Source organism: Sediminicola luteus, from assembly GCF_002514735.1.
Taxonomy (GTDB): domain Bacteria; phylum Bacteroidota; class Bacteroidia; order Flavobacteriales; family Flavobacteriaceae; genus HQA918.
Genome location: NZ_NBWU01000008.1, coordinates 265,681 through 279,400 on the forward strand (window position 1 = coordinate 265,681; position 13,720 = coordinate 279,400).

Annotated in this window: 10 protein-coding genes; 5 read left to right on the top strand and 5 right to left on the bottom strand. The window is 43.7% G+C overall.

Translation table 11 applies throughout. The annotated features are described in order from the left end of the window. Positions 1 to 6 precede the first annotated feature (6 nt). Both B7P33_RS18695 and B7P33_RS18700 read right to left on the bottom strand, forming a co-directional pair. The gene (locus tag B7P33_RS18695) at positions 7 to 1,101 is read right to left on the bottom strand and encodes a glycoside hydrolase family 172 protein (RefSeq protein WP_216359401.1); all 1,095 of its coding nucleotides are present in this window, start codon (positions 1,099 to 1,101) and stop codon (positions 7 to 9) included. A 4-nt stretch (positions 1,102 to 1,105) separates the two neighbouring features. Then, positions 1,106 to 1,984 (bottom strand): alpha/beta hydrolase, encoded by an 879-nt coding sequence (locus B7P33_RS18700; protein WP_172436005.1) that lies wholly within the window; start codon positions 1,982 to 1,984, stop codon positions 1,106 to 1,108. Between the two features lie 354 nt (positions 1,985 to 2,338). On the opposite strand from B7P33_RS18700, the gene B7P33_RS18705 reads away from it, so the two are divergent. Beyond that, on the top strand, positions 2,339 to 4,261 hold the full coding sequence (locus B7P33_RS18705; protein WP_097443761.1) for a carboxypeptidase regulatory-like domain-containing protein: 1,923 nt from the start codon (positions 2,339 to 2,341) through the stop codon (positions 4,259 to 4,261). Between the two features lie 247 nt (positions 4,262 to 4,508). Beyond that, the gene (locus B7P33_RS18710) at positions 4,509 to 5,621 is read left to right on the top strand and encodes a DUF1214 domain-containing protein (protein WP_097443762.1); all 1,113 of its coding nucleotides are present in this window, start codon (positions 4,509 to 4,511) and stop codon (positions 5,619 to 5,621) included. Between the two features lie 70 nt (positions 5,622 to 5,691). Here the strand turns inward: B7P33_RS18710 and B7P33_RS18715 are convergent, their stop codons facing one another. Then, the gene (locus B7P33_RS18715; RefSeq protein ID WP_141402517.1) at positions 5,692 to 8,859 is read right to left on the bottom strand and encodes a PVC-type heme-binding CxxCH protein; all 3,168 of its coding nucleotides are present in this window, start codon (positions 8,857 to 8,859) and stop codon (positions 5,692 to 5,694) included. Positions 8,860 to 8,941: 82 nt separating this feature from the next. Then, positions 8,942 to 10,066 carry a Gfo/Idh/MocA family oxidoreductase gene (locus B7P33_RS18720; protein WP_097443764.1) on the bottom strand — a complete coding sequence of 375 codons (1,125 nt, stop codon included), beginning with the start codon at positions 10,064 to 10,066 and terminating at the stop codon, positions 8,942 to 8,944. A 283-nt stretch (positions 10,067 to 10,349) separates the two neighbouring features. Here B7P33_RS18720 and B7P33_RS18725 point away from each other — a divergent pair, with 283 nt between their 5' ends. Next, the gene (locus tag B7P33_RS18725; RefSeq protein ID WP_216359402.1) at positions 10,350 to 11,522 is read left to right on the top strand and encodes an AraC family transcriptional regulator; all 1,173 of its coding nucleotides are present in this window, start codon (positions 10,350 to 10,352) and stop codon (positions 11,520 to 11,522) included. Positions 11,523 to 11,787: 265 nt separating this feature from the next. After that, on the top strand, positions 11,788 to 12,996 hold the full coding sequence (locus B7P33_RS18730) for a site-specific integrase (RefSeq protein WP_097443765.1): 1,209 nt from the start codon (positions 11,788 to 11,790) through the stop codon (positions 12,994 to 12,996). 18 nt (positions 12,997 to 13,014) lie between these two features. Here the strand turns inward: B7P33_RS18730 and B7P33_RS18735 are convergent, their stop codons facing one another. Continuing rightward, the gene (locus tag B7P33_RS18735) at positions 13,015 to 13,260 is read right to left on the bottom strand and encodes a helix-turn-helix domain-containing protein (RefSeq protein WP_245871842.1); all 246 of its coding nucleotides are present in this window, start codon (positions 13,258 to 13,260) and stop codon (positions 13,015 to 13,017) included. Positions 13,261 to 13,323: 63 nt separating this feature from the next. Between B7P33_RS18735 and B7P33_RS18740 the strand changes: the two genes are divergently transcribed. Continuing rightward, on the top strand, positions 13,324 to 13,720 hold a 397-nt coding region (locus tag B7P33_RS18740; protein ID WP_141402518.1), incomplete at its 3' end, for a hypothetical protein.

Here is a 13,720-nt window from a genome sequence, read left to right on the forward strand (position 1 = left end):
TGTTTCTTACTTGGTTTTATTCTCGAACAACATGCTTGTACGTACTTCCAATTTGGGCAGTTTGGGCAATGGGGCACTTGGGATGGCCTCATACCAAAAGGTTGTTGCACTCCAATCATCTTCCCGTTCATAGAGCTGGTTAAAATAATCGGCAGGGTCTTTACTTTCGCCTTTATGACCGATTTGCTGAATGGTTACCCGTATATCCTCCTTCCAAAAAACAGGGTCTTTTACATGCCAACGATACATACTGGTAAAGCCGTTTTGGTTGAGGTTGGCCCCGTGATATTGAAAAGGGGTTTCTTGCATGCCCCAAGAGAGCCCCACATAATCTTCGGCACCCGTACCACAGATGGTCGGGAATTCGGTGTCGCCATCCAAATACATTTTTACCTCGCCTTCGCCCCACCATTTATCGTCAGTAACCCGAATGCCCAATACCGTACCCAAATAGCGCCCTTGGCCCATACGTTTCGGCAAAATCTCAAAATCTACCCCTTTGGTCGTCTTCAAGCTCCGCTTGAACAACACATGCATGCGCCCCACGTTTTTGGGATGGTCATCGCCTAGGGTATAATCGATTTGATAGAATAGGGGCACGGCCACTTGGGCTTGGTTTACATAAACGAATTTTGCCCTTTGGGTAAAGGGCATGGGTAGGTAAAGGTTCATGCCCGCCCTTTTCCCTACCGAATGGGCATAGGATTCAAACGGTGGTGTAAACCCATGGGCAAAACCGAAAAAATCGCCCCATAGTACTTCAATACTCGGGTGTTCTTGGTTGTCCCAGTACACACGAATCAAACCCGATCTCAATACCAAAGGATTTTCAAAAGTGGTCATCCAAATATGCCTTATGGTTCCGTTTCCTTTTATATCGGCCAAAAGTACTTCTTCGCCCGGAGCTATCATTTTGGCTGGTAATCCTTTTCTGCCTACCCCTAGCGGACTAGCGGCTTTTCCACCGGCACCTTTGGCCCCGGTCGGGTTCTCAAAAGAAATGGAATGAGAGGTTAGTGGGCTGTCAACGGTATACAATTCTTGGGCGGGTAGCATACAGGCCCATAAGAACGCGGCAATGCCAAGGAGGGTGTTTTTCATCAGATTATTTTAGTTGACTAAGGAAATAGAATATTTCAGATTGGATGGTTTGAAACTGGGTATTCGTAAAACCCATATGTTTTCCCCCTTTTTGAGGGAGTAGCTGATTGGTAACCCCCAAATCCTCTAGTTTTTGGTGTAACAACTCGGCCTGATCAAAAGGTACCACCGTATCTTCAGTACCATGAATGCTTAGTACCGGGGGAACTTTTTGATGCAAAACGGTCGTAACACTCAAAGCCTCGCATTTTTCTTTGGCAGCAGTTTCGGAGCCGGTCCATAATCGTAAATAATTCATGGGGTTGTCGCCATAATATGTATCCAAGGCGCAAAGATCTACCGCTCCGAACCAATTGATAATACCTTTTATATGAAGTGGCGCATTTTCTTGTTTGGTGTATTCAAAACCGGTGTAGAGGGCCAAATGTCCCCCGGCCGATTCCCCGGAAAGAATAATTTGCTCAAAATCTACATTGAATTTTTTTCCATGAGTGCCTAACCATTCCAAAACTGCTTTGGCATCGGTTACGGCATTAGGGGCGGTGTTCTTTCCTAGGCGGTATTCTACATTGACTACTTGCCATCCGCGTTCTAGATAATGCATAAACAGACCTAGTCGGGTTTCTTTTTCGCCCGAGATCCAACCACCCCCATGAAAGTATACCACGGTAGGCCGTGGAGTAGGGGCTGGTTTAAAGTATTGGGGTTCGCCTATGAATTCGCCCTGCAAATACAAATCTAGGCGTTGGGCGGGGTCTTCACCATAGGGTGTATTGCTGACCACAGAAAATTTATGGGACCAAAACGGATCTTGTGTTTGTTGCCCTTTCACCCATTGCGAACACAGGATTACGGTTAATAGGAGGTAAACTGTTGGTTTCATTTTAGTTTGGTTTGCTAAACAAGGTACGCATTTTACAATTGGGCCAGGGACCATGGGTAGCATTTCGATGTTTTTATACGCATAAGTTATATGTGGATATTTACTTGAATTTTTAATATTTGTAGGAAAATAAAACCAAAAAATTAAGATTATAGAAAAATAACAATATCTGTTACGTATAAAAGTTATTTAAGTAAGATAACCACCCATCCGAAAGCGCCAGTCCTATGCGTTGTTCAATGAATTAGCCGGTTATCCATCAAAAAAAACAGTAGAGAGTTGGTATCAAATCCTAGTATTCCGCACAGGGGGTACTGGTTATGATCGTAGCGACAAAATCACATTGAAGTAACTATGGGAAAGCACAGCCTAACCTTCATTGTCCTATTTCTAGTCAATCTGTTCGCCTTGAACGGACAAGGGCCTATGGTCCCTGAAAATTCGGGCCAGCAAATGTATAAGGACGCTATTGCCCAGAGCAAGCAATTGATCCAATACGGATTCGATTCGCCCGAGCTTTATGGCAAACTGGCCAACTCCTACTTTTTTGTATCCGATTATAGCCAGGCCGCCGATTGGTACCATAAGTATGACCAACACCCCGAAAGCCAATTAGATTGGGAGTTTATGATCCGCTTTGCCACCAGTTTAAAAAAGTTGGGTAGGGCCGAAGAGGCCAATGTTCTTTTCGATCGCTTTAAAGCGGAACATCGTCTTATGGAAGACGATTTGGCCAAGTCGGTAGATTATTTACAAATCGTTAGCGAGAATGCCGTACGGTACACGGTTGCCGATGCTGGCATAAATTCGGATGCTCCTGAATTTAATGGTTTTTATACGGATGAGTGGTATTATTATGCCTCCGCGAAAAAAGGGGGAAGAAAACATACCAAAGACCCCGTGGCCGGTACCCGAACCATGGATATTTATAAAATGCCCGTAGCCGTACGGGGCAGACCGGCCGGAAGGCCCATAAAATTGAATAACGAAATAAATTCGGATCAACACGAAAGCTCTTGGGTTATAGCACCCCAAGGAAAAGAGGCCTATTTTACCAGGGCCAGCATAGATCCGAACGCTAACCGACCTTACCACCTTAAGATCTTTATGGCCGAACTGGATCCGCAATCCGGGGAATGGGGTAACGTAACCGAAGTGGCATTAAATGCGCCGTTACACTCTAACGCCTATCCAACACTTAGCCCCGACGGAACGCAATTGTATTTTGCTTCCGACAGACCGGGTGGGTTCGGTCAGATGGATCTGTATATGGCCGAACGTGATGCCGATGGGCAATGGACCAAGATTAAAAACTTGGGGCCTAAGATCAATACCAGTGAACGTGAGGCCTTTCCATTCATATCGGCCAAAAAAGAATTGTATTTCGCTTCCGACGGCCACCACGGGTTTGGGGGGTACGATGTATATTATGTTGATCTGACCGACGAGAAAGAGCTTTTGCTTAATGTGGGTATGCCCGTGAACAGCCCGTCCGACGATTTCGCCTTTTCGGTAGATACCGAATCCCAAAAAGGACTTTTTACCTCCAATCGTAATGGTAACGAAGACCTGTTCGTACATACTGAAACAATTACCATTCGCGATTATTTAAGACAAGAGGTAAAAGGGTTTGTTAGCAACCAGTTTACTGGGGTTCCCATGAAAGGGGTAGACGTACTGGTATATGATAAGGAAAATGAACTAGTGGCCAGCACCACTACCGATGAATATGGTAATTACGATATGTCTTTTAACCTTAGGGGTGGGTATACCCTTAAATTGGAACAAGATGGCATGGCCCTGGCCGATTATACGGTATCGTCGCGCCATGAGGCTTATGTGGCCAATTTCGATATACCGGCCCAAAACGGCATGGATGGTTTTGGGGAAACCGACCGTTTGGCCGAAGTGTCCCTCCCGGAAGGGGTAGACTTGGAACAACTTTTCTTTGGTGAAGTGAATTCGAGTTTGGATGATAAGAGTAAAGAAGCGCTAATTAAAGTAGGTAAGATGCTGAAGGAACATCCTGGATTGGTAATCAATGTGGGGTCTACCGGAAACTCTGTAGAAAAAGGAAGCTATGAAGAATGGGTTCTTGAAAAACGGGGCAAAAAGATCCAGGAGTTCCTAGAGGCACAAGGCGTAGATGGTAATAGACTGTCTTTTGTAAAGAAAGATATCATTCCATGTGAAGGGGCCGATTGCCCTGAACAACCCGGTCAAGATATTCGTAATGTGTTCTTGGAATTCGAAGACGAAGAAGAAGATCCTGAGTAAGAAATTGCTATAAAAAATATGCAGAGAGTAGGTATGCGTTAGTGGGATAACGCATGGTTTTGTAAGTGACATAAATAAGTTAGTAAGTGTTTGAATAGTTAGTTTAGTTGAATTTCTTTGCATCTGCCAAGCTGGGAAGGCTGTACCCTTTCTCGGTTTAGCAACACGAAAAGCCCAAGTTTTTACTTGGGTTTTGTGTTTTCTTGGTCTTGCTTGTTATTTTTAACGTTTTAAGAAAAGGTATCCTATGAATAAAATAGCTTTAAGGGTTGTTATCGTGGCGCTAGTACTAACAGGCTGTACCGAGAAACAACCTAATCAGAACACCAAGACCCATACCCAAAGCGAGACCGCTTCAAAAACAGTTAAAAGACCCTATGATTATTCGCCCCGCATAGCATACGACCAAAATGGGAAGGCCATTGTGACCATTCAAAACTATCAAAGGGCCGAAACCCATTATTTTATTAAGGGTAGGGTAGATGCGGGTATGTTCGGCAAGGTGTTTATTATGGACAAACCCACCACGGCCGACAACCAAAAAGTAGTAAGGGCCAATCCCGATGTGCTCTTTTGTTATGCCGTGCTGGATCTGACCGAACCGGCCACTATTACCTTACCGGAAAATAAGGGTAGGTTTATGGAAATCCGGATTTTTAATGAAGACCACTATCTAAAAGTATTGGATTATGAACCAGGGGCCTATACCCTTACCCGAGAGAACATGAATACCCGCTATGCCCATGTGGCCGTGCGTATTCTCGCCGACCCCAATAATCCGGAAGACATGAAAATAGCCAACCAATTGCAGCGCGATGTAAAACTAGATCAAAACTCGCCCGGTACGTTCGAAATTCCCGATTGGGATATGGCCAGTTTGGAAAAGGTTAGAAAGGGGCTTCAAATTGCTTCTTCTACCCTGACCACTAGCGAAGGGGCCTTTGGCGATCTGGGCGAGGCCGAAGACCGGGTACATTTGGCAGGTACGGCCCTGGGTTGGGGTGGTGCGCCAGAGCGTGCCGCTAAATATTTAATGGTTACCCCTGAAAAAAACGATGGACAAACCCCTTATACCTTGCGGGTTAAAGACGATGTTCCCGTAGATGGGTTTTGGTCGGTAACCGTGTATAATAAGGAAGGGTATTTCGAAAAAAATGAGCTCGATGCTTATTCCATTAACAATGTTATCGCCAAAAGGGATGCCGATGGCTTTATCACTATCCGGTTTGGGGGAGATCCCAAAGCCGATAATTATTTGCCTATTGTAGACGGTTGGAACTATTCGGTACGCTTATATAGGGCCAGGAAAGAACTTTTGGATGGTACATATGTTTTTCCGGAAGCTAGAGTGGTTCCATAACCAACAAAGCATTTATTGAATTAATTACAAAACCCAGGCAAAGACCTGGGTTTTGTAGTTTTCAAAAGGCTTACTTTTTCTTTTTCTGTTCTTCGTGGGTCTTTTGGCCAAAGTTTTGCATATAGGCCACAAGTTGTTCGTAAACTTCAGCGTCAAGTGAAGCGAATGGGGGCATAGATGGGTATTGGTCCCTCTTTTTCCCCGGTTTTTTAATCCACTGTATCAGGTCGGTTTTCAACTTTAGGTTGTTTTTATGTTTTGGATCGGGGTGGGAATACAATAGCGAAATCTCTTTAAGTGACGGGCCGGCTCCTGCGGAATTGGGTTGGTGGCAAGTGGCACACATGGCAAAGGCTTGTTTCCCTTTGTTTATACGCATTTGACGTATGTCCCCAACATTCGTGAGGCCGTTGTTATCCGATAAGATAATCAAATCTTGTAGTTTACTTTGGGCATTTTCATCGAGAAGGGTCACATCTGTCTGCTTCAATTTTTGCCACCAATCGGCGTTTACAAATTCCCGGTCCTGGCCTTCACTGAGATCATTCCAAAGTTGTTTGATGATCAAAGACTTTAGCTGCCCATGATTACTGTTGTTTACGATATCATACAGTTTTTCGGGTGATTCCTTAGAAAGGGTATGTACAATACTAGAATTGAAAATCTGCGGTTGGGCCGACTCCATGATTTCTTTTAATTCTTTACTGCTTTTCTGTGCTACAAATTGGGCATAGCCATACCAAAGCATTTTTGGTATAAAGCGATCTTGGGTGTTCCTAGGATCTTGGATCATGGTAGAGATAATCTCCTCACTCAGGGCTTTATCCAAACGATTTTGGGTCAGAGAGGCGATCATAAGCCTAACATCGGCAGCCGGGTCGTTGGCGGCCATATCCAAAAATTCCCCATTGAATTGTTTGCTAAAACCAATAGCCTGTTCGGTAATAAATTGGATAGCTTGTCTTCGGATCACGGCCTGTTCGTCGCGTAGCAGTTTTTTGTATGACCCAACCGAAATACCATCTACGGCATAGAGGGCCACCAAATAACGAAAACGCTGGGCAAGTTCCAGTTTTTTATCAAGTACCTTGGGTTCTAATTTATCGGCAAAGGCTTCCTTGTTCTTAAACTCGTTTTTCGCCAGGCGTTGCCGTATTTCATGTTGTGAGTGCCTAGAGAACCATTCATTGCTGTCTGAGAGATAATCGAATAGTTCGGCTTCCGTAGCCGCTCCCATATCGGCTTTTCTGGGTTTGTAATTGGGTTGGTAACTCAAGCGATAGATTCGGCCGTTAGAACGGTTCCAAATCTCAGTATCCCTATTGTGACAGTGTTGGGTATCGTACCAGTCGTTGATATAAACAGCCCCATCGGGACCATATTTTAGGTCTACGGCCACATAATTTTCATCATCCATATACAGGGGTTCGTTACCCTGGCTTGAAGAGCGGTAACCGGAATCGAACTCTTCCAAAATCTCACGATTTATTTGAGCCCCATGAAGGTTGTTTGTATACAGTTGGTTACGGTATTCATCAGGCCAGTTATCGCCCAAATAAACCATGGTGCCCACATGTGAATGTCCTCCCCACATATTCGGGGTGCTGTGCATACCTCCTTTTCCTACGCCGCCGACACCATGGCCGTAGGCGGCAATGGATTTCATATAATTAGGCTCGTCTGTATTATTTTGGTCGTTGTTGGTTTGATAGAAAAAAGCCCCTGTGCCGTAACTATAGATAAAATCATTGGTATGCCTGTTGTTTTGGGTCCAATAATTGGCATCCCTAAATACTTGGGTAACCGGTCCACCACCATAGGCACTACGGCAGTGTGTCATGAACATTTCACCATAGGCATTATAATCTAACCCCCATTGGTTGGAACCGCCATAGGCATAGATTTCAAAATCGTCGGTTAGCGGATGATAGCGCCAAATGGCAGAGGCTACGTCGATACGTTCTTCATCAGGAGTACCGGGCTTACCTACCTTAGACGGATTAAAAACACCGTGTACCCCGTAGAGCCAGCCGTCGTGCCCCCACATAAAGGAGTTTTGGGTCTCATGGGTGTCGCGAATACTCCAGCCATCCAATAAAACTTGGGGCTCCCCATCGGGTACATCGTCCCCGTCGGCATCCGGAATAAAGATAAAATCAGGAGCCGTGGAAGCATATACGCCCCCATATCCCACTTCGAATCCGCTGATGAGGTTGAGGTCGTCCGCAAATACCTTCCCGGTCTCAAACGTACCATCGTTATCGGTATCTTCCCAGATTACCAATCGATCCTTACCTTCTCCTTCCGGTTGTTTTTGGGGATAGGCAAAGGCCTCGGCCACCCATAGACGGCCCTTACCATCGAAGGTAAAGGCAATGGGTTGCCTAACGTCGGGTTCCTGGAGTACCGTGGTCATTTCAAAACCAGGGGGTACATAGGCATACTCGGTAGCGCCGTCATGTTCGGGGTTATGGGCCAGGTTGGAAAAGAGGGGGTTGTTTTTTATACGATAGGCCACATTTTTAGTGGTATCGGTGGCGATTTTCGCCTTGGGCTCAACCGTTTTTAGGTACATGTTCTTGAACTGTACTTTGGCCGGTCCGTTTCCGCTATGGAGCTGCAGGGCCAAGGCACCTGAAAGATCGTGCTTGTCTTTTTCGTAATCTTCTATAATATTATACAAGCTACCATTGATCCTGATTTCTATACGGTTTCCAATGGCTTTGATATGGTATTGGTTCCAGTCGTTTGGTTTTAGATTTCGATTAAGAAGGGCCATATTTTCTTGAAAAGGAATGGTTTCCCTATCCCCGTTGGCCATGATTTTGGTAAGTCCACCTCGTTCGGCGATCTTACCCCGGTCGTGTTCATCATAGAGTACACCCAACCATTCATCCCCGGCATCTAGATCACATTGGTAGCCGGTAACCGTATTATAATCGGTCTTCTGGGAACGGATCTGTATACCCGAATTGGTGCCTTGGGTAATTTTAAAATCTAGGGTAAGCTCAAAGTCGTTCACCTCATTTTCCCAATAGATAAATTCGTTCTTGGCCAGTTTTTCACCTGCGGGAATCTCGGCGGTTAGGGCTCCATCTTCCACTTTCCATATATCGGGGTTCCCATCCCATCCTTTTAGGGACTTACCATTAAAAATGGCTTGCGGGGCATCTTTTGGGTTCGAACAACCCAAAACGAATACCAACAGCATCAGGTTGGCAAATAATATCTTGTTCATAATAGGCGGTATTTGATAGGCTTTTTTTGAATTATGATGAACGGCATGCCAAACACATGCCAAAAGGGGTTAGCATTCGGGGTTAGATACTTAGGGTAAAATCAGGTAAACGCATAAGTTTTCCGCCTTGTAGGGCCGATTCGTGGGCCAAGATACCTACACAGGTAATGTTGGCCGATTGTTGTGCATTGGGGTAGGGATCGGTTTTCTGTAGCAAAGCATTGATAAATTCGTGTACGAGATGCGGATGCGACCCCCCATGACCGGCGCCTTGGGTAAAAGACAAATGCTGGTTGTCGTCCGAGTCATATACCCCATGCGTGGTAAAGCGTTGTATTTCCTCTGGCAATAGGTGGGCAAAATCGGGGCTTTCCACTTCTTCCGGAATTTCGGGTTCTGGTTTTTTGGCGGTATGTACCACTAGCGAATTCCCTTCGATAAGCGGCCATTCCACCGATTTTTTAGAGCCATATACTTCAATACTCTCACGATATTGACGGGCCACATCAAATAAAGAACGGTGCACCTGGGCACTAAGGTCGGAATCCTTGAATTTTATATGCGTGGTCTCTACCGCAAAAGGCGAGTTGTAATGTGCGATCAATTCTTCCCGAATGGTACCCGACCCAAAACAAGAAACATACTCGGCCTCACTGCGTGTCAGCCCTAACACCGGGCCAACACAATGCGTGGCGTAATGCATAGGGGGCAGGCCGGGCCAGTAGTTGGGCCATCCGTCCATATCTTGTTGGTGGCTGGCCTTTAAAAACTGTATTTTACCCAACTCACCTTTTTCGTAAAGATCTTTCATGAATAAGAACTCCCGGGCATAGAGCACGGTTTCCATCATCATATAGGTGAGGCCCGTTTCTTGGGTCAAACGCACTATTTCCTCACATTCTTCCATAGTCGTCGCCATGGGCACGGTACAGGCCACATGCTTACCGGCTTTTAAGGCCTTAATGGATTGTTGGCCATGGTCGGGAATGGGGGTGTTTATATGTACGGCATCAATCTCGGGGTCTTGTAACAGGGCGTCATAAGAAGTATAGCGTTTGGCTATACCATGGGCATCCCCGATCTTATCTAAACTGGTTTGGCTGCGTTGGCAAATGGCTACTAACTCGGCATTGGGGTGTTTCAAATATATAGGAATAAACTCCGCACCGAAACCCAAACCAACCAGGGCTATTTTAATTTTTTCCATCTTTTTAGGTAGTGAAAAGGATTGATGATAAAATTACGGGCTAAAGCCATTATTGACAATACGATTTTTGGGTATTCGATTTAGAAATATTACCGATAGGATTTGTGAGTGGAAAAGTGTTATAACCCTTATTTTTATTGGCATTAAAGGCATTTTTTGTTATTGTAACTGGAATAAATGGCCCTTTTCAATGGTGTTCGGATTAAGTTTATTGTCCAACTAATTATATATTTAACCTTTAGAAGTGAAGTAGAAAGGATATGTAGTGCCATCTGCATTCGATATGAACAAAAAAATATCCAAAAGACGTTTTAAAGTCGCCCTTTTAATGGAGACCTCCAATGCGTATTCGCGCGGGGTTATCAAGGGTATTTACGGGTATATAATGGAACACGATCAATGGGATGTGTACTTAGGTGAATATAGTAGGGGCGAACCTAACCCAGACTGGCTTTTGTCTTGGGATGGTGATGGTATTATCGCACGGATCGAGAATGAAACCATAGCCGAATTGATCAAGCGTTGCCAGCTGCCTACCATAGATGTGAGTTCGGCCAATCTAATTCCAGGGATCCCTTGGGTAGAAACGGACGATAGAAAGATCGCCCAACTGGCTTTTGAACATCTAAAAGACTGTGGACTAAAACATTTTGCCTTTGCCGGTTCCCAGTTCAATTGGTCTAAATGGCGGGCTGATCACTTTAAGGAAGTATTGGAGGGGCAAGGGGTACGCTGTGACTACTATAGTCTGCCCATGCATTTGGATTACCATGTGGTTGACGAACAAAAGAAAATAGAGTCATGGTTGGCCACCCTGCCCAAGCCTATCGGCATTTTTGCCGCCTACGATCAATTGGGTCGTTTGATAATAGACTGTAGCCAAAAAATGGGGTTTATGGTACCTGAGGAAATTGCGGTAATCGGGGTCGATAACGATCCCTTGATTTGCGAATTATGTTCACCACCCCTTACCAGTGTGATCCCCGATACGTTTAAAACGGGCTATTTGGCGGCTGAATTATTGGCGGCTTTAATGCAAGGAAAAACCGAGGTGAACATTACCAATCTAATGGCCCCCATAGGGGTTAAAAAAAGGCGGTCTACCGACTCATTGGCCATTGAAGACCCCCATATCTCCAAGGCCTTGCACTATATTTATGAAAATGCAAGCATAGGTAGCTTTAGCATTAACGATATTTTGGCGATTGTACCCATGACCCGACGGGTATTTGAAAAGAGATTCTTGGAAATGGTGGGACATACCCCATATAAGGAAGCCCAACGTATCCGGGTGGCCCGTATTCAGGAATTATTGACCGAAAGTGATCTAGGGTTATTGGAGATTGCCGAAAAAATGGGCTTTGAACATGTGTCGTATATGAGCTTTTTGTTCAAACGGGAAACCGGGATATCGCCAATAGCGTATCGACATAAGATGCGGAAGGAATTTGGGTAAGATTCTTGCCAGCTTGGACCGAAAAACAAAAAACCCAAGACTTTCATCTTGGGTTTTTCTTTGTAGCGAGAGAGGGACTTGAACCCTCGGCCTCCGGGTTATGAAAATTTACCATTATTTTTAAATAAAACACAAAAACTCTTAAAATCAATTAGATATGTGAGGATTTGTTAAGTTTGATTTCAAAAAATACCTTTTTATATCAATAAATGTTGTACCTATGTTGTACCCAAAAATTTGTATCTTACAAATCAGGATATAAATTATGGCAACAGTTCAAGCAGTTTTACGAAAAAAGAGGAATGCCCAAAACCTATTCCCCATAGCTATTCGAATTACGAAGGATAGAAAGGCTTCTTTTATATCTATCGGTCAGTACATAGACCAAAAGTATTGGGATACTACTAATAGAAAAGTAAAGCGATCCCACCCAAATGCTTCTCGTATTAACCATTTAATTCTTAAAAAACTCACGAAAGCAAATGAGAAGTTGCTTGAAGCAGAGATAAACGAAGCCAATGTTTCGGCATCCCGTATAAGGGAAGACATTAAAGGAACCAATCAATTGGATTTTTTCGGAGTAGCAGAACTTCATTTGGATAACCTTCAAAAGGCAGAAAAATATCGCCAATACCATACTCAAAAAGGGCGGATTGAGAAGTTCCGGAGGTTTACCGGTCAGCAAACACTTGCCTTTAAAGATATCTCGGTTTTCTTACTTAAAAACTTTGAAAGCTACATTCTTAACCAAGAAAAGAGGAAGCCTAGAACAGCAGTAAACTACATGATACTAATCCGTAAAATTTTTAACCTTGCTATTTCTGAGGGTATAGCCGAACGTAGTATTTATCCATTCGGAAAAGGGAAGGTTCAAATCAAAATACCGGAATCGGAAAAAATCGGATTGTCCATTGAGGAAGTAAAGAAATTAGAAAATGCGGATGGTTTAACTCCAGCACAGCAACAGGCCGTTAATGTTTGGTTGACGAGTTTTTATTTTGCCGGGATAAGAGTGAGTGATGTTTTGCAATTACGATGGTCAGATTTTCATGATAATCGTTTGCATTATAGAATGAATAAAAATCAAAAATTGGTTTCACTTAAAGTACCGGAAAAGGCTTTGCGCATTCTTCAGCAGTATAAGGAAACTCCTTCGGATAAAAACGATTTGATTTTTCCATATTTGAAAGGAACTAACTTCGACGATGCGAAAGAGAAATTAATTCGCATAAGGACGGTTACTAGAACCTTGAATAGAAGATTGCAATTGGCGGGTAATTATTTAGGGATTGACAAAAAAATAAGCATGCATATAGCACGTCATACCTTTGGGAATATCTCGGGCGATAAAATACCTATACAAATGTTGCAAAAGCTGTATCGGCATTCATCAATAACGACTACGGTTGCCTATCAGGCCAGTTTTATGAAAAAGGATGCGGATAGTGCTTTAGATAAAGTGATTAATTTTTAATTAGAAGATATTTCGGGGTTAATCGAAAAACATCTTTACTTCAACGCCTATAGCATTTGCAATTCTTAATAGTGTAAGGGAGGTAACATTTTGGCGGCCATTCTCTATAGCGGAAAGATTCGATTTTTCCATTTTTATGATAGAGCAAAGGTCTAGCTGACTCAACCCCTTTGAGCGTCTTTCCTTTGCTATATTCCTGCCTATTTTCTTTAGGAAGTACTCTTCTCGTTTAGTCATATAAAGACCAAGTTCTATAAAATACATACAACAAAGGTTATGATATATCATAATCTTTGTTTATATTTAAACACTTTAATGCTTAGTGTTATGGAATTAACAGGGACAGAATTAGCGGTAGAAGTATGCACTGATAAGGTACTGGGGATTATATGCCAGCTCGTCGACGTTCTTGATGTGGAGCGCATCTTTTTTAACAAAGGGCAACAGCATAATTCCTTTAAGTACTGTTTAATCCTAATCGCCAAGATTGAAGTGAAACAGATAGTGGATCAGGTTTGGCCCGTAATCCATAATATTATGGCCCAATATCCCGATTTTACATGTAAGGTCTTCACTCTTGGTTATACAAACGCCCAACTCCAACAGGCCAACCTATTCTTTTTGAACCATTGCCATGCAGATAAATTGGTTTATATCTCTGATAAAAAAGATTGCACATGGGCCTACCCCGAACAAAACATTCAGGCGGTTTGTGAAAAGGCCA

What these genes read in the sequence shown, in the direction of transcription:
- B7P33_RS18695 (WP_216359401.1), bottom strand. Translation starts at nt 1,101, where the DNA reads ATGAAAAACACCCTCCTTGGCATTGCCGCGTTCTTATGGGCCTGTATG.
- B7P33_RS18700 (WP_172436005.1), bottom strand. Translation starts at nt 1,984, where the DNA reads ATGAAACCAACAGTTTACCTCCTATTAACCGTAATCCTGTGTTCGCAA.
- B7P33_RS18705 (WP_097443761.1), top strand. Translation starts at nt 2,339, where the DNA reads ATGGGAAAGCACAGCCTAACCTTCATTGTCCTATTTCTAGTCAATCTG.
- B7P33_RS18710 (WP_097443762.1), top strand. Translation starts at nt 4,509, where the DNA reads ATGAATAAAATAGCTTTAAGGGTTGTTATCGTGGCGCTAGTACTAACA.
- B7P33_RS18715 (WP_141402517.1), bottom strand. Translation starts at nt 8,859, where the DNA reads ATGAACAAGATATTATTTGCCAACCTGATGCTGTTGGTATTCGTTTTG.
- B7P33_RS18720 (WP_097443764.1), bottom strand. Translation starts at nt 10,066, where the DNA reads ATGGAAAAAATTAAAATAGCCCTGGTTGGTTTGGGTTTCGGTGCGGAG.
- B7P33_RS18725 (WP_216359402.1), top strand. Translation starts at nt 10,350, where the DNA reads ATGAACAAAAAAATATCCAAAAGACGTTTTAAAGTCGCCCTTTTAATG.
- B7P33_RS18730 (WP_097443765.1), top strand. Translation starts at nt 11,788, where the DNA reads ATGGCAACAGTTCAAGCAGTTTTACGAAAAAAGAGGAATGCCCAAAAC.
- B7P33_RS18735 (WP_245871842.1), bottom strand. Translation starts at nt 13,260, where the DNA reads ATGTATTTTATAGAACTTGGTCTTTATATGACTAAACGAGAAGAGTAC.